We start from the raw sequence: 16,987 nt of genomic DNA, 5'->3' as shown, positions 1-16,987 counted from the left end.
TCAACTCTCTGCCGATGGCCCCGAACGCTCCCCTGCTGCTTCGCGCCGCCCGAGGTGAGCAGGTGGAGCGGCCGCCGGTGTGGATGATGCGCCAGGCGGGGCGTTACATGAAGGTCTACCGCGACCTGCGCGACCGCCATCCGGGCTTCCGCGAGCGCTCGGAGAATCCCGATCTCTCCTACGAGATCTCGATGCAGCCCTACCGGGCTTTCCAGCCCGACGGGGTGATCCTCTTCTCCGACATCCTCACGCCCCTGCCGGGGATCGGCATCGACTTCGACATCATCGAGAGCAAGGGGCCCGTCATCGAGCCCGCCATCCGCAGCCAGGCCCAGGTGGATGCCCTGCGGCCCCTCAATCCGGCCGAGGCTTTGCCGTTCGTGGGCGAGGTGCTGGGCCGGCTGCGGGCTGACGTGGGCAACGCCGCCGCCGTGCTCGGCTTCGTGGGGGCTCCCTGGACCCTGGCCGCCTATGCGGTGGAGGGCAAGAGCTCGAAGACCTACTCGGTGATCAAGGCGATGGCCTTCCAGGAGCCGGCGCTGCTGCACCAGCTGCTGGGCCACCTGGCCGATGCGATCGCCACCTACGTGCGCTACCAGATCGATTCGGGGGCCCAGGTGGTGCAGCTGTTCGATTCCTGGGCCGGTCAGCTGAGCCCGATCGACTACGACCTGTTCGCCGCCCCGTACCAGAAGCGGGTGATCGATCAGGTGAAGGCCACCCACCCCGACACCCCCCTGATCCTCTACATCTCCGGCAGCGCCGGTGTGCTCGAGCGCATGGCCAGCACCGGGGTGGACTTCATCTCCCTCGACTGGACCGTGGACATGGCCGACGGCTGCGCCCGGCTGCCCGAGCACCTCGGCGTGCAGGGCAATGTGGATCCGGGCCTGCTGTTCGGCACGCCGGAGGCGATCCGCGCGCGCATCCTCGACACGGTGCGCAAGGCCCGCGGCCGCCGCCACATCCTCAACCTCGGCCACGGCATCCTGCCGGGCACCCCGGAAGACAACGCTCGCGTGTTCTTTGAAACCGGCAAGGCCGTGAGCGAGCTGCTCGGAGCGGCCGTTTGAGCCCAGGGGTGCAGCGGCCCCAACGCATCCTGATCACCGGCGCCAGCGGCTGCGTTGGCCAGTACATCGCCGATCTGCTCTACCGCCAGACCGACGCCGAGCTGCTGCTGCTGCTGCGTGATCCGGCCAAACTCACGGCGGTGCCCCAGGACGATCCCCGCGTGACCCTGGTGGTGAGCGACCTGCGCGAGCTGGGCAAACCGGGCCAGGAGGCCGCCGCCGCCGCCATCGGCTCGGCGAGCCGGATCATCCACACAGCCACGGCCTGGGGAGATCCCGAGCGGGCCCAGCGGGTCAACGTGGAAGCCGTCAAGGTTCTCCTCAGCCTCACCGATCCGGAGCGGCTGGAGCAGCTGATCTATTTCTCCACTGCCTCGGTGCTGGATCGCCGCCTGCACCTGCTGCCCGAGGCGAGCCGCTACGGCACCGAGTACATCCAGACCAAGGCCCTCTGCCTGCAGCAGCTGGAGCACCACCCCCTGGCAGCGCGCATCGTGGCGGTGTTTCCCACCCTGGTGTTCGGCGGCCGGCTCGATGGCGGCGGCCCCTTCCCCACCAGCTACCTCACCGCGGGCCTGGGGGAGGCGGCCCGCTGGCTGTGGCTGGCCCGCTGGCTGCGGGCTGACGCCTCCTTCCACTTCATCCATGCGGCCGACATCGCCCGGGTGTGCGTGCACCTGGCCACCCAGCCCCACCAGGCCAACCCGGAACCGGCCCAGGGGCCGCTGCGCCGGCTGGTGCTTGGCCAACCCGCCGTGACCGTGAATGAGACCGTGCGGCAGCTGGGCCGCTGGCGGGGCACCTGGATCCCGCCCTTCGGCCTCGACCTGCGCGGCTGGCTGGTGGAGGGCCTGATCAAACTGCTGCGGATCGAGATGACGGCCTGGGACCGCTTTTCGATACGGCAGCGCCATTTCGTGCACCAGCCGATCAGCCCGCCGGAGCGCTTCGGCGAGAAGAGCCACGCGCCCACCCTGGAGGCGGTCTTCGCCGATGCGGGGCTGCCGCAGCGGGGCCCGCTGCCGCCGCCGTCCGGCCGGGAGTAGGGGGATGCGCTGCCATGTCGCAAATGTTTCGAAGCTCGGCGTCGCCAAGCACAGCCGCCCCTGCGGCGCTTAAGTTTTCGGGTAGTCCATGCCTGATGCGCCCCTCCATGCGCCGTCTCTTTTCCCTGATTGCTCTCTGCCTCGCCCTGGTGTTGGGCGCTGCCCCCAGCTATGCCGCTGATGTCGCCCACGGCGGCCAGCTCTTCTCCGCCAACTGCGCCGCCTGCCACATGGGCGGCGGCAATGTGGTGAACGCGGAGCGCACCCTCAAGCAGGACGCCCTTGAGGCCTACCTGGCTGATTACAGCAGCGACCACGAAGCCGCCATCGCCTACCAGGTGACCAACGGCAAGAACGCCATGCCTGCCTTCGGCGGCAAGCTCAGCGAAGGCGACATCGCCGACGTGGCCGCCTACGTGGAAGACATGGCCGGCAAGGGCTGGGCCTGACCGCTCGCCTCCAAAGCCCTTCGTTCAACAGCCTGTGCCTAGACGCAACCGCAGCACAGGCTGATTGGCAATTAGCTGAAGAGCCTTGGCCAAAAGGACATTACCTTGATCGCCATCCTGAAAACCCCCGGCAACTACCGGGGGTTTTCTTTTCGATTAGACAATGCTCCTTGGCTCTAATCTTGTTTTTTTTAGCATCGCAACCCGGTCCTGGACTGTTAAGTCTGTATTCCAACAGCCAAGCGCCCTAACCCCTACAACGCCACAGCACCAGGAAGCCGATGCCTAGGCGATTGGCGCCGCCAGGGTCGATAACGTTGCTGTTTGGATCTCAAAGGCTCCATCTTGCGTGCGTCACTCACTCTGAAAGGCCTCACCCTTCACCAGCCACAAAACTTCTCTGCTTCCCTGATCAAGGACAGCAGCGGCCTTGATCTGCTGCCCGTTAACATCCAGTTATTCCAACAAGCGGCAGATTTCGGCCCAACAGCACTCCACGTGATCCAACCCTTTTGGTAGCGTTCCGGCTCGCGACCCAAATGGCAGCTGGTCCTTGTTCCTTACCAACGATGGCGGAAAATCAACACTTGAAGGAGGTTGGGGGCTAGCAATTTTTCATGATGTTAATCCCGTGATCACCAAACCCACGGGATTGGGCAGCAATAATCTAGTCAGTATGTGTCGCCGCGTCAATTCCTGTGCCGGCGGAGCAGGCACGGAGATCCATACGACAAATCGCAGAGAAACTCAATCATCGGTCCTGAGAAGACCCGATCACATCACAAACTTCGATACCGACAATGACGCCTTTGACCATCCACTGCGTCAATGTCGAAATCACAGGTCACTTCGACTCAACCCTCCCTCACGAAGCAATGGCTTCTGGCAGGGGAGGGCAGCTATGGAAGGTCAGCTGTCAGCCGAGTCCTGCTTGCGGCGCTCAAGCACAGCCAGATACAGATCCTCTGGCACCTCGCGGATGTCGTATTCACTTGGCAGCACCCCGTGCACATGGCGATGCACCGCCATCCAGCAATTGCGCTCAGGGTCGCGCCCCGTGGCGTCAAATTCCCTGGACGCCTCAACCAGCTCAGCGATCAACGCCTCGGTGTAGGGGGGGACGTCCATGCCGAACTCCATCACGGGTGACTGCGCCGCCGCGATCGGGGCGACCAAGCCAGGTCAGAGTAGGGGGGAGTGCTGGAGCCATGATGGCGAACCCCTGCCTGGCCAGGATGAGCGCCCTGGCCATCAGCCTGGGCGTGACGCTGCCTCTGGCCCTGCCCGCGCAGGCCCAGAGAGTGATCACAGGGGGCTGTCCCATGCTCGTGCCCTCCAGCCAACGGGAGCTGCAGCCGAAGCGACTGCCCGCGAACCAGGTGAGAGGTAAGAACGAGCTCGGCTGCCTCTCGCCCCATGACGCGGTCTATGGAGCCGACGGCTGCCCGCTGCGGCTGTGTGGCCCCAACGCGGGTGTGATTCAGCTGCCTGAGCCGTAGGCCACCTGGCAGACGGCATTGAGCAGCTGGGCCTGTTGCACCGAGGCCGGCACCCGGCCGTTGATCAGGCCCTGCTGGCAATTGGCTGACCCGCTGAGCTGACCGCTCCCCTCCAGGTTGTAGTTGAAGCTCACCCCGCCGGTGCCCACACTCTCCACGGAGCCATAGTCAAGCTGGATGCCGGTCTCGGGCACCACGATCACCGTGGACTGCTGATCCGCTGCAGCATTCACCAACGAACCGATCGCGGCCCCCGTGGCCAGGCCCGCCACGCCCCAGGCAGCAGCGCTGGCGCCCCACCAGCCCCAGCCGCCCCAGCCGCCATACCAGCCGTGGTTCCAGGGGCGGCTGTTCCAGTAGCCACCACCTCGCCAGCCATCGTTCCAACCGTGAATGTCACGGCTGTAGAAGTTGTTGTTGATGGTCACCCGGTTGAAGCGATCACCCTCCACGGCAGGCCGGGCGCCGGCGCCATAGAGCGGATGTTCACCCCTGTAGCCGCCGCGCCAGGCCTCCCCACCGCCGCCGGAGAATCGGTAGCCCCCTCTGGCCAGGGCGGGCCCACCCGCCAGCGCGCTCACCACCAGGCAGGACAACGCACAGGCAAGCCCTTTCACGGATGCAATTTCAGGAATAACGTCCATTTTCCATGATGGAGGGGGTTTGTGAAGGCCAGGGACAGGGATGACTGCAGCGGCGTCCCCCTGCAGCGTTTCAAGACGGCCCCGGCCAGATCGTGGCCCTCGGCCATGGCTCTGCCCCTGGCCCTGGTTGGGGGAGGCCTGCTGCGCTTCCACGACCCTGGGAGCCCATGGCTATCGCACGATGAAGTGCTCACGATGGTGCGTTCAGCCGGCTATCAAGCCGGGGAGCTGGACGCGTTGACAGCTCAGGCGGGCCCCCTGACGTTCGGCTCCCTGCAGACCTTCCTGAAGCTCAGCCCACTCCACCCCTGGGCGGACACTCTCAGCGCCCTGGTGGAGCATCCCGAGCACCCTCCCCTCTACTTCCTGATGGCGCGCCTGGTGCGCGAGCGGCTGAATGATTCCATCGCGGCCCTGCGCCAGCTCTCAGGACTCTTGAGCCTGCTCGCCCTGCCGGCCCTCCACTCGCTCGCCAGGCAGGTATCCGGCAAGGCCGGGGTCGCTGCCGTGGCGGTGCTGCTGGCTGCGGTGTCTCCGCTGCAGCTGCTCTACGCCCAGGATGCCCGGCCCTACAGCCTGCTGTTCCTCCTCACCGCCCTGGCCTGCTCCACCTACCTGCGCCTGCGGCGCCGGGGTGGCGCGGCGAACACCTGGCTCTACGGACTCACCATGGTGGGCGGCCTCTACACCAGCCTGATCTTTCTGGTGGTGCTGCTGAGCCATGGCCTTCACAGCTGGCTGGCGCAAGGCCCAGCGGGTCACCGCCGCCGCTGGGCACTCGCCGCAGGGGCCGCTACCGCGGCCTTCCTGCCCTGGCTGGCGGTGATCGCCCGTGGCCTTGACCCCATGCTGCAGCACACGGCCTGGCTCAGGGAAGCCGCCGCCCCCTTGCCGGCCCCCCTGATCCGCACCCTCCACTGGAGCTCTCCCTTCCTGGACCTGGGGGACGGCGCCCCTGCCTGGCTGCCGCTGGTGCTGCTGCCCCTCTTGGCGGCCCTGGCCTGGGCCGGCAGTGCCGAACTGCGCCGTAGCGGCAGGTCGGGAGGAGGGTCGCTGCTGCTGCTGCTGCTGCTCTGCAACAGCCTGGCCGTCGCCCTGCCGGATCTGCTGCTGGGAGGGCGCCACAGCCTGGTGACCCGCTATCTGCTGCCGGCCAGCGTGAGCGTTGTTCTGCTCGTGGCCGCAGGGCTGGAGGCCCGCATCCACAGCCAGGGGTTTCGGCTGATCGGCCTCAGCCTGCTGGGCCTGCTGGTGGTGGGAGGAGCCGCCTCCTGCCACACGATTCTGGCTGCGGAAACCTGGTGGAGCCGCTACAGCTTCGACCAGCCGGCCATCCGGGACCAGCTGCAGGCCCAGCCGGGCCGCGTGCTGCGGGTGGTGCGCTCCAGCAGCAGCGGTGGAGAAGCCGTGGCCCTCAGCCAGAAGGTGACGCCCACCAAGCTGCTGTTCTTTGCCGATGAGCCGCTGCCGCCACACCACCCGGCCGTGTTGTCCTCCCATCACCTGGGTCAGGTGGTGCAGCAGCCGGCGGGGTCAGCTGTGGTTACAGGCAAGGTGACGGCTTTCCCACCAGTGACGGCCGGGCTTCCCACCGGCGGGCGGAGCGCCGTACCGGGGGGTTCGGCTGCCAGGGGTTTCAACCACGACCACCGTGCATAGCGTGATCACAACGCAAGATCACAGGGAGAGTCGTCCATGCATCCCACCGCAGAACTGTTCACCGAAAAGGCCTGGGGCGCCGTGGTGGCCGCCCAGCAGCTGGCCGTGCAGAAGCGCCAGCAGCAGATGGAGAGCGAGCACCTCTTCTCGGCTCTGCTGGCCCAGCAGGGGCTGGCCGGCCGCATCCTCGAAAAAGCCGGCGTGGATGTGGGCAGCCTCAGCCAGAAGGTGGAGGCCCACATCAGCGCCCAGCCCAGCCTCAGCGCCCCGCCCGACAACGTGTACCTGGGCAAGGGGCTCAACGCCGTGCTCGACCAGGCCGAGCAGCTCAAGCAGACCTATGGCGACAGCTACATCGCCATCGAGCACCTGCTGCTGGCCCTGGCGATCGACGACCGCTGCGGCAAGCAACTGCTCGCCCAGGCCGGCACCAGCGCCGACAAACTCAAGGAGGCTGTGCAGGCGGTGCGGGGCAGCCAGAACGTGACCGACCAGAACCCCGAGGGCACCTACGAATCCCTGGAGAAGTACGGCCGCGACCTCACCGCCGCCGCCCGCGAGGGCAAGCTCGATCCGGTGATCGGGCGCGACGAGGAGATCCGCCGCACGATCCAGATCCTCAGCCGCCGCACCAAGAACAACCCGGTGCTGATCGGCGAACCCGGCGTGGGCAAAACCGCGATCGTGGAGGGGCTGGCCCAGCGCATCGTCAACGGCGATGTGCCCCAGGCCCTGCAGAACCGTCAGCTGGTGTCGCTGGACATGGGCGCCCTGATCGCCGGTGCCAAGTACCGCGGCGAGTTCGAGGAGCGGCTCAAGGCCGTGCTCAAGGAGGTCACCTCCTCCGAGGGGCAGATCGTGCTGTTCATCGATGAGATCCACACCGTGGTGGGGGCCGGCGCCACCGGCGGCTCGATGGACGCCAGCAACCTGCTCAAGCCGATGCTGGCCCGCGGCGAGCTGCGCTGCATCGGCGCCACCACCCTCGATGAGCACCGCCAGCACATCGAGAAGGATCCGGCCCTGGAGCGCCGCTTCCAGCAGGTGTTCGTGGATCAGCCCACCGTGGAAGACACGATTTCGATCCTGCGCGGCCTCAAGGAGCGCTACGAGGTGCACCACGGCGTGCGCATCGCCGACAACGCCCTGGTGGCCGCCGCCGTGCTGAGCAGCCGCTACATCGCCGACCGCTTCCTGCCCGACAAGGCCATCGACCTGGTGGATGAATCGGCGGCGCGGCTGAAGATGGAGATCACCTCCAAGCCCGAGGAGATCGACGAACTCGATCGCCGCATCCTGCAGCTGGAGATGGAAAAGCTCTCCCTGGGCCGCGAATCCGACGCCGCCAGCAAGGAGCGGCTGGAGCGGCTGGAGCGGGAACTCGCCGAACTGCGGGAGCAGCAGAGCGGTCTCAATGCCCAGTGGCAGGCCGAGAAAGGGGCCATCGAGGCCCTCGGTGCCCTCAAGGAGGAGATCGAACAGGTGCAGCTGCAGGTGGAGCAGGCCAAGCGCCAGTACGACCTCAACAAAGCGGCCGAGCTCGAGTACGGCACCCTGGCCGACCTGCACCGCAAGCTGGCCAGCAAGGAGGCCGAGCTCAGCGGCGGCAGCGGCCCGGATGGTGCTGAGGGCAGCACCGAAAAAACCCTGTTGCGCGAGGAGGTCACCGAAGAGGACATCGCCGAGGTGATCGCCAAGTGGACAGGGATCCCGGTGAGCAAGCTGGTGCAGAGCGAGATGGAGAAGCTGCTGCACCTGGAGGACGAACTCCACACCCGGGTGATCGGCCAGGCCCAGGCCGTGACCGCCGTGGCCGATGCCATCCAGCGCTCCCGCGCCGGCCTCAGCGACCCGAACCGGCCGATTGCCTCCTTCCTCTTCCTCGGCCCCACCGGCGTGGGCAAAACGGAGCTCTCCAAGGCCCTGGCCGCCCAGCTCTTTGATGCCGACGACGCCATGGTGCGCATCGACATGAGCGAGTACATGGAGAAACACGCCGTGAGCCGCCTGATCGGCGCCCCTCCCGGCTATGTGGGCTACGAGGAGGGCGGCCAGCTCACCGAGGCCGTGCGGCGGCGCCCCTACGCCGTGATCCTGTTCGACGAGGTGGAGAAGGCCCACCCCGACGTGTTCAACGTGATGCTGCAGATCCTCGATGACGGCCGCGTCACCGATGGCCAGGGCCGCACGGTGGACTTCACCAACACGGTGCTGATCCTCACCAGCAACATCGGCAGCGCCTCGATCCTGGATCTGGCCGGTGACCCGGCCCGCCACGGCGAGATGGAGAAGCGGGTGAATGAGGCGTTGCGGGCCCACTTCCGCCCCGAGTTCCTCAACCGCCTCGATGAAACGATCATCTTCCACAGCCTGCGCCAGGAGGAGCTGCGCGAGATCGTGGAACTGCAGGTGCAGCGGCTGGAGCGCCGCCTGGAGGAGCGCAAGCTGGGGCTGCAGCTCAACGCCGACGCGCTCGACTGGCTGGCCGGGGTGGGCTACGACCCCGTCTACGGCGCCAGGCCGCTGAAGCGGGCGATCCAGCGCGAACTGGAAACCCCGATCGCCAAGGGCATCCTGGCGGGCCGTTTCACGCCGGGCCACAGCATCGTGGTGGATGTGACCACCGATGGCACTGAGGCTGCTGAGGGGCGCCTGCGCTTCCAGCAGAGCGAGCCGGCCCAGCTGCCGTTGCTGGTCTGAGCTCAGGCGGCCAGGGCCGCCGCCAGGGCTGGGTTGCTGTGCCAGCTGAAGAGGCCATCACGGGCCGCTTCGATGCCCAGCTCCGTCCGCAGCTCCTCGAGGTTCTGCTCCAGGCGCTCCGGCCAGTTCACGGGAAACAGGGGCTGGGCCTCCAGGCCCAGCTCCAGCCCACGGCTGATCATGCGGAACACGTAGGCCGTGGTACGGGCCTGTTCCCGCGGGTTGTCCAGCTCGTCGATCGGCGTGTCGGTGCGGAACCAGGAGGTGAGCAGGGCAATCAGATCGGTGAAGGCCAGGCCGGGATGGGAGAACTGGGCCACGCTGGCGCTGATCACGCCCAGTTCCCCGTAGTTATCCAGGCTGAAGCCCGTGACGATGTGGTGAATGTCGTGGGTGGCGTACACGCGGTAGTTGATGTAATCGGCGTCGCTCTCCAGGTTGTTGAAGAAGGCCGGCTCGGGGAAGAAGTTGATGTCGTAGCCGAGGGTGGCCATCACCGTGCCATAGGTGTGGCCCAGGCTGCCCTTCGGCATCGCTCTGAGGGCTTCGAGGTTGTAGGGGGAGATAGGGCGGCGCTGCTCCACCCAGGCCCAGCTGGCCGGATCGCGCTGCAAGCGGCTGAGGCAGAGCTGCATCGGCCGCGAGGCGCGCAGACGGTGCGAGAGCATGAACACGTTGTCTGCCGACTGGCCGGCGCCCACCGCCAGGTCGGCCAGATCGAGAAAGTGCTGGATCGACTCGGCGCTGGCGACCCGATCGAGATAGCGGAAGCTCATGCCTGGGCCGTTGGGCCCGCAACGTTACGTGGCTTCGGCACGCCCAGGGCCAGCAGGCCCGTGTTGCGAATGCGCCGGTTCGCGGCCGGGGTCTGTTCGGAGCCGCCGGTCCACTGCACAGGCTCCAGCCCCTGGCTGGAGCACACCCGATCCATCAGCTGACGCAGGGTGACCGGCTGGCCATCCACCACGTTGAGCGTGCCGCTGAAGCCGCTCTCCAGCACCCGGTCGATGGCGGCCACGGCATCGTCGCGATGGATCCAGTTGCTCCAGGTGCTGCCATCCCCGGGCCGGCGGCTGCCCGCCAGCCTGGCCAGGCGCGGGGCCAGCTCCCGGCCTGGACCGTGCAGGGCGCCGAGGCGCAGCAGGGCCACCGCCAGAGCCCCGGCCCTGCCCCCATCCGGGGCTGGCTGGGCGGTCTGCCCCAGCAACGCCTCGGTCTGCAGCAGCACCGCGGCATGGTCATCGCGGGGCTGGGGCGGCGTGGATTCGTCGATCCAGTCGCCCCCCGCATCGCCATAGACGCCGCAGCTGCTCGTGTAGATGATCTGGCGCAGCAGGGGCAGCTGCGGCAGCAGCTCCAGCAGGGAGCGGCAGGTGGGGAGGTAGGTGGAGGCGTAGGCGTCCGCATCCACCTGGCGATCGCCCCCGGGCGCCAGGGTGAGCACAACCACCTCCGCCTCCGCCAGGGCCTCGGCCATCGCGGCGGTGTCACCGCCCCGGAGCAGCCGTGCCTGCAGACCCAGGGCCTGAAGCTCGGCCAGGCGTTCCGGGCGGGTGGTGGTGACCAGCAACTCGTGCTGGCCGCGGGCCTGCCAGACGCCGGCCAGGGCTGTGCCCAACCAGCCGCAGCCAATGATGCTGATGCGCACACCGCTCTGCCGCTGTGGTGACCCTACGAGCGACCCTCGATCCATCAGCCGGAACCTGTGCTCAGGCCTTCACGGCTGCCCGAGCGATGCGTTTTGCCGCTTCCAGCCCCCCGAACAGGTTGCGGGCGGCGGGGCCGAGCTGCAACGCGCTCAGACCTCCCATCAGGTGCACGTTGGTGCCGGGCCAGCGCAAGTCGCTGGTCAGCACAGGGAAGTCGTTGATCAGCTCGATGGGCTTCTGATCCAGCAGCTGGCGCAGCAGCGGATGCTGGCTGACGCCCTGACGGTGGCCCGTCGCCAGCCAGAGGCGATCGGCCCGATGCCGGCAGCCATCAAGGCAGTCAACCTGCCAGCTGCCCGCCTGCCAGCAGGCCGACTGCACCTGGCCGTGCTCGTGAAGCTGCAGGCGGCCCCGGCGGCGCATCTGATCGAGTTGGGCAGCCAACAGGGGCGTGATCGAGCCGCCGTCACGCGCCGCCACCACTTGCCTATGGCGTCGACGCCAACAGGCTTCGGCGTGAAATGCCTTGAGATACTTCGGGCCCAGCCAGCCCGGGTCCGCATCAAACGGCCTGCTCCGGAGCGTCCGCCGGCAGAGCATCGTGACCTGGGCACCTCGCCTGAGCGCGCCGAGGGCAAGGTGGGCGCTGGTGAGCCCAGCACCCACGATCAGGATGTGCTGGCCCAGCAACCCATGGCACGTGGCCAGATCAAGCGTCTGGCTGTGTTGCAGGGCCTCGGCCGGATAGGGCGACGCGATGCGCGTCACCCAGCTGGGCAGCACGGGCTCACCCATTCCCGTGGCCAGCACCAGTCGGCGCGGTTGGATCAGCGCCCCATCGCTGAGGGTCACCTGCAGCGAGGCAGGACGAGCCGGACCCAGCTGGATCTGGGCTACTGACGCCGCCTGCACCCGCTCAGCCAGCTGAAACTCCCGAACGACGCCGTGGCAGAAGTCGGCAAACAGGCCTGTGTGGGGGAGGCCGTAGGGCCCTTCCAGCTCCCGCATGCGCTGCTGATCCTGGGCATAGCGGCGCAGGGCATGGGGATTGGGGTGGGGGTGATGGGGGGAGGGAGACCGCAGCCAGGGAATCTCGTAGGCCTGCATCTGCCGCTGCCAGCGCACCATCCAGGCACCGGTGGGATCCACCACGCGCAGATGGCGGCGCCACTGGGGCCGCTTCTGCAGCAGCTGGCAGCTGAGCGCCAGGGCGTGGGGGCCGGCTCCAGCGATCAGCAGCTCAGCCATCGCCAGCCCCCGGCGAGGGATTGAGGCGGGCAACACGAGCGGTTTCAGAACGAGCCATGCGGGCCGGCCGGAGCTGGTGCTCTTACTAGAATGACAACCATTCTCACACCAGAGGCTTCGGCTTCCTGCCCCTGCCATGGCCTTCTCCAGTGCGGTTCCCGCCTCCCAGCGCCTGCCGGTCACGGTGCTCACCGGCTACCTCGGTGCCGGCAAAACCACCTTGCTGAACCGCATCCTCACCCATGAACACGGCCTGAAGGTGGCCGTGATCGTCAACGAGTTCGGCGAAGTGGGCATCGACAACCAGTTGGTGGTCAACGCCGATGAAGAGATCTTCGAGATGAACAATGGCTGCATCTGCTGCACTGTTCGTGGCGATCTGATCCGCATCATCGGCAACCTGATGAAGCGCCGTGATCGCTTTGATCACCTGGTGATTGAAACCACTGGCCTGGCCGATCCAGCCCCGGTGATTCAGACGTTCTTTGTGGATGAGGACTTACGCGATGAGCTCAGGCTCGATGCGGTGGTCACCCTGGTGGATCTCAAGCACGTGCTCCAGCACTGGGAGGCGGAGGAGGTGCAGGAGCAGCTGGCCTTTGCCGATGTGCTGCTGCTCAACAAGAGCGACCTGGTGGACGAGACCGAGCGTTGCTCGATCGAGCAGCGGATCCGGGCGATCAACCCGGTGGCCAGGCTGCTCACGGCCACCGGCGCCGCTGTGCCCATGGAGCAGATTCTCGGGGTGGAAGCCTTTGAGCTGGAACGGGCTCTCAGCCTTGATCCTGGCTTCCTGGTGGAAGAGCACGAGCACGAACACGACGCCGCCGTGGGTTCGCTGGCGCTGCTGGAGGAGCGGCCCATGGATCTGGACAGGCTGGGGAGCTGGCTGGCGGATCTGGTGGCCGAGCGGGGTCCTGATCTGTTTCGGATGAAGGGAATCATCCAGCTCAAGGGAGAGGGCAGGCGCTATGTGTTCCAGTCGGTGCACATGCTTCTGGACGGCGATTTCGACCGTGCCTGGCACGACGGCGAGCAGCGCTCAACGCAGTTTGTGATCATCGGCCGCAACCTTGATCCGGAAGCCTTGCGCTCTGGCTTCCACGCCTGCGTGGCCTGAGCGGCGATGGCAACACCTGCGGCTCTGGTGTGTGAGCGACTCTGCGGCGAGCTGCAGCAGGCGATCACCTGCCTGAGCTGGTCGAGCGATGGCGCGTTCCTTGCCATCGCGAGCGCCGGTGGTGAACTGGTGCTGCTCGATTTTGGCGCCGGTTGTGAAGAGCAGCTGCGTGGGGATCGCGACAGCAGTCTCGATGCGATCGGCTTCAGTGCCGATGACCAGTTCTTGATGGCAGTGGGCCAGGCGGGAGAGCTGCTGCTCTGGGAGCTGGGCGGCAGCGGCATCCGGCCCATGGCTCTGGAGCCGATGCCACTGGGGGCCGGTTGGCTCGATGCGGCGGCCTGGCAACCCCACGGCCTGGTGCTGGCTGTGGCCGCTGGCCGCCAGGTGCGCCTCTGGGATGGGGCCGTGCGCCAGTGGCGCCCGAATCGCCTGGATCTGCCGGGCACAGTCCAGGCCCTGGCCTGGAGCGCCGATGGCAGACAACTGGCCGCCAGTTGCCAGGGCGAGGTGGCTCTCTGGCAACCCGATGCAGCTCCGGGAGCCCAGCCCCTGCGCGCCCCCACCGGCTCGGTGGGCCTGGTGCTGGCCTACGCGCCGTTCGGTGACCTGCTGGCCAGTGGCCAGATGGATCGCTCGCTGCTGCTCTGGCCTGAGGCGGGCCAAGGTCGGCCCTGGCAATTCAGCGGCTTCCCGGCCAAGGTCAGGGCGCTGGCCTGGAGCGATCAGCCCGGGCGACTGGCGCCTGCCCTGGCGGTGGCTTCTGCCGACACGGTGGTGCTGTGGCAGCAGCGCGATCGAGGTGAACGAGGTTGGACGCCTGAGCCCCTGCTGTGGCATCAACGCAAGGTCCAGGCCCTGGCCTTCGCACCCGGCCGCCCCCTGCTGGCCAGCGCGTCCGTCGATGGCAGCGTGGCTCTCTGGGATAGCCGGGGCCGCCTGCTGCAACCCCTTGAAGGCGAAGGCCAGGGGTTCCAGGCTCTGGCCTGGCGGCCGGATGGGCTGCACCTGGCGGCCGGCGGCGACCAGGGCCGCTGGTGGCTGTGGCCTGTTGCCGGGCCTGGCAGGGAGCGGGAACGCCGCTCGGGCGGAGCCGGTTTCGGCTAGGAGCAGCCCCGGCGCGGCGGTGACACGACCTGGCTGGCGGCACCGAAGAGGCCCCACCATCTCCTGTAGGATGAGAATGGTTCTCAATCCATCCAGATGAGCGTTCTGTTGTCCTGTCTGCGGCGCTCGGGCCTGCTGGGATTGGCCCTCCTGCTTGTGGCCTGTGGAGCCCCACAGCAAACCGCCGATTCCGAGAGCGGCGAGCCGGGGCTGAAGGTGGTCACCACCTTCCTGCCGATCACGCTGTTCACCCGTGCTGTGGCGGGGGATTGCGCCGAAGTCAACGCGCTGATCCCCCCCAGCAGCAGCCCCCACGATTTTCAGGCCAAGCCTGGGGATCTGGCTTCCCTGCGGGAGGCCCAGGTGCTGGTGAAGAACGGTCTGGAAATGGAGAGCTTTCTCGAGAAGCTCGTGGCTTCCGCCGAAAACCCCGACCTGGTCGTGATCGATTCAAGCCAGGGGGTCACCACGATCGCGTCCCAGGAGGAGCACGACCACAACGAGGCTGACCACGAGGAGGAGCATGGACACGGCCACGCCCACGGTGAGCTGAACCCCCACATCTGGCTGGATCCACTGCGGGCCGTGCAGCAGGTGGAGACGATTCGCGACGGCCTCGTGAAGGCCGACCCCGGTTGCGCAGAGGGCTATCGCCGCAACGCAGAGGCCTACACTGAAGAGCTGAAGGGCCTCAACACCGAGATCGCCAGCCAGCTCAAACCCTTCGAGGGGAAAACCTTCGTGGCCTTCCACGATTTCGCCCCCTACTTTGCGGAGCGCTTTGGCCTGAAGGCAGAGTATCTGGTGGACGTGCCCGAGATGAACCCCTCCCCCGCTGACCTGCAACGCGTGAGCGAGATCGTGGAGCAGACCCAGCTGCGGGCACTGCTCTCTGAACCTCAGGAGGGAGACCGCTCCTTCAACGCCCTGGCCAAAGATCTGGGGGTGCGGATCAGCGTGTTCGACCCGATGGAGACCTCCAGCGAGCAAGCTGCCCTTGACCCCGGCACCTACTTCAACGTGATGCGCGGCAACGTGACCAACCTGCGACAGGCCTTCAGCCAATGAGCGCCGCCGTGTCCCCAGTGGTGCTCGAGGTGCGGGGCCTGACCGTCCAGCGCGCTGGGGCTCTGGCTGTGGATGCTGTGGACTTTCAGCTGGCCAGGGAAACGGACACAGCCCTGGTTGGTCCCAATGGAGCAGGCAAGAGCACGTTGGTGGCCGCCCTGCTGGGCTTGCTGCCCAGGCAGGCAGGCACCGTTCGGATCCTCGGCCACGCCCTGGGGCCGGCAGGGGAGCTGCCCCGCTCGATTCGGGCCCAGGTTGCCTATCTGCCGCAGACCCTCGCCCTGCAAGGGCGGTTTCCGCTCAGCGTGTCGGAATTCGTGGGCTTCGGCTGCGATTCCCCCGGCTTGAGCCTGGCCTGGACTGGCGGCCGACGCCGCCGTGAGGCGGTGAGGCGGGCCCTGGAGCGCACCGGATGCAGCGAGCTGGGTGAGCGCCTGCTGAGTGAGCTTTCGGGCGGCGAACTGAAAAGGGTGTTGCTGGCGTTTTGTGTCGTGCGGCCCCGGCAACTGCTGGTGCTCGACGAAGCCCAGGCGGGTCTTGATGGGCTTGCCTGCGAGCAGTTCTATCAGCTGCTGCTGGAGCTGCGCCGCCAGGAAGGCTGGACCGTTCTGCAGGTGTCGCACGATCTCGACATGGTGCGACGCACCTGTGACCAGGTGCTCTGTCTGAACCGTCGACTGCGCTGCAGCGGGGCTCCTGACCATGCCCTGAGTCCGGCTCGGCTGGCTGAGCTCTATGGCCCGAATGTGGTGCCTTATCAGCACAGTCACGCCTGCAATCGGAAGGAGCTGGGCAGGCTTGGCTGATCCCTCGGCACTGCTTGGGGTTATCGCCCAGCCCTTCATGCAGCGGGCCATGCTGGGCGGTCTGCTCACGGGCAGCCTGGGCGGGCTGCTGGGCAGCTTTGCCGTGTTGCGTCAGCTCTCCTTCTTCAGTGATGCCCTGGGGCACTCGGCCCTGCTCGGCATCAGCATCGGCATCCTGCTGGGGGTCAACCCAACCCTGGTGCTGATTCCCTTTGCGGTGATCTTTGCACTGCTGATCAACCAGCTGGTGCAACGCAGCCAGCTGCCGGCTGATGCCCTGCTCAACATCGTTTACTCCACATCCCTGGCCTTCGCCGTGGTGGCTCTCAGCCTGGTGGACACCTACCGGGGCGGAATCCAGCAGCTGCTGTTCGGTGACATCCTCGGGATCGGCTGGTTGGATCTGGCCGTCATCGGCACACTCCTGCTCGGCGCGTTGGTCTATCTCAGCCTGAGTCTGCGGGCCCAGGTGCTGCTCACCCTCAGCAACGACCTGGCCGGGGCGTTCGGGGTTCGCGCCCACTGGCACCGCCTGGCCTTCATCGTCTTGCTGGCGGTGGTGGTGGCCGTGTCCATCAAGGCGGTGGGGGTGCTGCTGATCAGTGCCTTCGTGGTCATTCCTGCCTGTGCCGGCCGGCTGCTGAGCCGCCGTTTCCCGACCTACATGATCGTCTCAGCGATCCTGGGCGGGGGATGTGCGCTGATCGGGCTGCTTCTGTCAGGCCTCGCCAACCTGCCCTCAGGGCCGTGCGTGGTGATCGTTCAGTTCACCGGTTTTGCCCTGGCGCTGCTGTTCAGTCCGATGCGTCGCCGGCCTTCAGCAGCAGCCGAGCCCGCACCGATCTGACTACCTCGCGACTGACTCCCTTGCGCTGCCCTGGTTGTGGCCACTGGCCGATCCAGCGCAGCGCCGCCGGCG

16 protein-coding genes are annotated in these 16,987 nt (G+C 67.1%); 11 read left to right on the top strand and 5 right to left on the bottom strand.

Annotated elements, in window-relative coordinates; all coding sequences use genetic code 11:
- Window positions 1–14 precede the first annotated feature (14 nt).
- The 3 genes from hemE (at window position 15) to ACWJIO_RS01100 (ending at window position 2,568) form a co-directional block, all read left to right on the top strand.
- Window positions 15–1,073: a uroporphyrinogen decarboxylase gene (hemE, locus tag ACWJIO_RS01110; RefSeq protein ID WP_480310825.1), complete on the top strand. Its 1,059-nt coding sequence runs from the start codon at window positions 15–17 to the stop codon at window positions 1,071–1,073.
- An 8-nt stretch (window positions 1,074–1,081) separates the two neighbouring features.
- Entirely contained in the window at window positions 1,082–2,119 is a 1,038-nt protein-coding gene (locus ACWJIO_RS01105) for an NAD-dependent epimerase/dehydratase family protein (RefSeq protein ID WP_480310824.1), read from the top strand.
- Between the two features lie 107 nt (window positions 2,120–2,226).
- Window positions 2,227–2,568: a c-type cytochrome gene (locus ACWJIO_RS01100; protein ID WP_186696545.1), complete on the top strand. Its 342-nt coding sequence runs from the start codon at window positions 2,227–2,229 to the stop codon at window positions 2,566–2,568.
- Between the two features lie 909 nt (window positions 2,569–3,477).
- On the opposite strand, the gene ACWJIO_RS01095 is transcribed toward ACWJIO_RS01100, so the two are convergent.
- Window positions 3,478–3,696, bottom strand: coding sequence for a hypothetical protein (locus tag ACWJIO_RS01095; protein ID WP_480311492.1), 219 nt, complete (start codon window positions 3,694–3,696; stop codon window positions 3,478–3,480).
- 83 nt (window positions 3,697–3,779) lie between these two features.
- Between ACWJIO_RS01095 and ACWJIO_RS01090 the strand changes: the two genes are divergently transcribed.
- Window positions 3,780–4,067, top strand: a complete 288-nt coding sequence (locus ACWJIO_RS01090) for a hypothetical protein (protein WP_480310821.1) — start codon at window positions 3,780–3,782, stop codon at window positions 4,065–4,067.
- Here the strand turns inward: ACWJIO_RS01090 and ACWJIO_RS01085 are convergent.
- Window positions 4,049–4,684: a hypothetical protein gene (locus ACWJIO_RS01085; protein WP_480310820.1), complete on the bottom strand. Its 636-nt coding sequence runs from the start codon at window positions 4,682–4,684 to the stop codon at window positions 4,049–4,051. The genes ACWJIO_RS01090 and ACWJIO_RS01085 overlap by 19 nt on opposite strands.
- Window positions 4,685–4,906: 222 nt before the next feature.
- Between ACWJIO_RS01085 and ACWJIO_RS01080 the strand changes: the two genes are divergently transcribed.
- Both ACWJIO_RS01080 and clpB read left to right on the top strand, forming a co-directional pair.
- Window positions 4,907–6,370: a glycosyltransferase family 39 protein gene (locus ACWJIO_RS01080; RefSeq protein ID WP_480310819.1), complete on the top strand. Its 1,464-nt coding sequence runs from the start codon at window positions 4,907–4,909 to the stop codon at window positions 6,368–6,370.
- Between the two features lie 36 nt (window positions 6,371–6,406).
- Complete coding sequence (clpB, locus tag ACWJIO_RS01075) at window positions 6,407–9,070, top strand: ATP-dependent chaperone ClpB (RefSeq protein WP_480310817.1); 2,664 nt, start codon at window positions 6,407–6,409, stop codon at window positions 9,068–9,070.
- Between the two features lie 2 nt (window positions 9,071–9,072).
- On the opposite strand, the gene ACWJIO_RS01070 is transcribed toward clpB, so the two are convergent.
- The 3 genes from ACWJIO_RS01070 to ACWJIO_RS01060 are packed head-to-tail and all read right to left on the bottom strand — an operon-like array spanning window position 9,073 to window position 11,967.
- Entirely contained in the window at window positions 9,073–9,846 is a 774-nt protein-coding gene (locus ACWJIO_RS01070) for a Coq4 family protein (RefSeq protein WP_480310816.1), read from the bottom strand.
- Window positions 9,843–10,763, bottom strand: coding sequence for an NAD-dependent epimerase/dehydratase family protein (locus ACWJIO_RS01065; RefSeq protein WP_480310815.1), 921 nt, complete (start codon window positions 10,761–10,763; stop codon window positions 9,843–9,845). The genes ACWJIO_RS01070 and ACWJIO_RS01065 overlap by 4 nt, the downstream gene beginning before the upstream one ends.
- A 16-nt stretch (window positions 10,764–10,779) precedes the next feature.
- Entirely contained in the window at window positions 10,780–11,967 is a 1,188-nt protein-coding gene (locus tag ACWJIO_RS01060; RefSeq protein ID WP_480310814.1) for an FAD/NAD(P)-binding protein, read from the bottom strand.
- 136 nt (window positions 11,968–12,103) lie between these two features.
- On the opposite strand from ACWJIO_RS01060, the gene ACWJIO_RS01055 reads away from it, so the two are divergent.
- From ACWJIO_RS01055 to ACWJIO_RS01035, 5 genes are all read left to right on the top strand, one after another.
- On the top strand, window positions 12,104–13,087 hold the full coding sequence (locus ACWJIO_RS01055; protein ID WP_480310812.1) for a CobW family GTP-binding protein: 984 nt from the start codon (window positions 12,104–12,106) through the stop codon (window positions 13,085–13,087).
- Between the two features lie 6 nt (window positions 13,088–13,093).
- Window positions 13,094–14,194 carry a WD40 repeat domain-containing protein gene (locus ACWJIO_RS01050; RefSeq protein WP_480310811.1) on the top strand — a complete coding sequence of 367 codons (1,101 nt, stop codon included), beginning with the start codon at window positions 13,094–13,096 and terminating at the stop codon, window positions 14,192–14,194.
- A 96-nt stretch (window positions 14,195–14,290) separates the two neighbouring features.
- A complete protein-coding gene (locus ACWJIO_RS01045; RefSeq protein WP_480310809.1) occupies window positions 14,291–15,262 on the top strand; it encodes a metal ABC transporter substrate-binding protein in 972 nt (323 codons plus the stop codon).
- Window positions 15,259–16,068 carry a metal ABC transporter ATP-binding protein gene (locus ACWJIO_RS01040; RefSeq protein WP_480310808.1) on the top strand — a complete coding sequence of 270 codons (810 nt, stop codon included), beginning with the start codon at window positions 15,259–15,261 and terminating at the stop codon, window positions 16,066–16,068. The genes ACWJIO_RS01045 and ACWJIO_RS01040 overlap by 4 nt, the downstream gene beginning before the upstream one ends.
- A complete protein-coding gene (locus ACWJIO_RS01035) occupies window positions 16,061–16,915 on the top strand; it encodes a metal ABC transporter permease (RefSeq protein WP_370561478.1) in 855 nt (284 codons plus the stop codon). The genes ACWJIO_RS01040 and ACWJIO_RS01035 overlap by 8 nt, the downstream gene beginning before the upstream one ends.
- Window positions 16,916–16,987 lie beyond the last annotated feature (72 nt).

This window comes from Paraciimarium castrense LEGE 11436, assembly GCF_056633055.1.
The sequence above is the reverse complement of the archived record's forward strand: the minus strand, read 5'-3'. Positions and strand labels throughout refer to the sequence as shown.

Excerpts from the sequence above, each read along its gene's own strand:
- hemE (WP_480310825.1), top strand. The coding sequence starts at position 15 with ATGGCCCCGAACGCTCCCCTGCTGCTTCGCGCCGCCCGAGGTGAGCAG.
- ACWJIO_RS01100 (WP_186696545.1), top strand. The coding sequence starts at position 2,227 with ATGCGCCGTCTCTTTTCCCTGATTGCTCTCTGCCTCGCCCTGGTGTTG.
- ACWJIO_RS01095 (WP_480311492.1), bottom strand. The coding sequence starts at position 3,696 with ATGGACGTCCCCCCCTACACCGAGGCGTTGATCGCTGAGCTGGTTGAG.
- ACWJIO_RS01090 (WP_480310821.1), top strand. The coding sequence starts at position 3,780 with ATGGCGAACCCCTGCCTGGCCAGGATGAGCGCCCTGGCCATCAGCCTG.
- ACWJIO_RS01080 (WP_480310819.1), top strand. The coding sequence starts at position 4,907 with ATGGTGCGTTCAGCCGGCTATCAAGCCGGGGAGCTGGACGCGTTGACA.
- clpB (WP_480310817.1), top strand. The coding sequence starts at position 6,407 with ATGCATCCCACCGCAGAACTGTTCACCGAAAAGGCCTGGGGCGCCGTG.
- ACWJIO_RS01070 (WP_480310816.1), bottom strand. The coding sequence starts at position 9,846 with ATGAGCTTCCGCTATCTCGATCGGGTCGCCAGCGCCGAGTCGATCCAG.
- ACWJIO_RS01065 (WP_480310815.1), bottom strand. The coding sequence starts at position 10,763 with ATGGATCGAGGGTCGCTCGTAGGGTCACCACAGCGGCAGAGCGGTGTG.
- ACWJIO_RS01060 (WP_480310814.1), bottom strand. The coding sequence starts at position 11,967 with ATGGCTGAGCTGCTGATCGCTGGAGCCGGCCCCCACGCCCTGGCGCTC.
- ACWJIO_RS01055 (WP_480310812.1), top strand. The coding sequence starts at position 12,104 with ATGGCCTTCTCCAGTGCGGTTCCCGCCTCCCAGCGCCTGCCGGTCACG.
- ACWJIO_RS01050 (WP_480310811.1), top strand. The coding sequence starts at position 13,094 with ATGGCAACACCTGCGGCTCTGGTGTGTGAGCGACTCTGCGGCGAGCTG.
- ACWJIO_RS01045 (WP_480310809.1), top strand. The coding sequence starts at position 14,291 with ATGAGCGTTCTGTTGTCCTGTCTGCGGCGCTCGGGCCTGCTGGGATTG.
- ACWJIO_RS01040 (WP_480310808.1), top strand. The coding sequence starts at position 15,259 with ATGAGCGCCGCCGTGTCCCCAGTGGTGCTCGAGGTGCGGGGCCTGACC.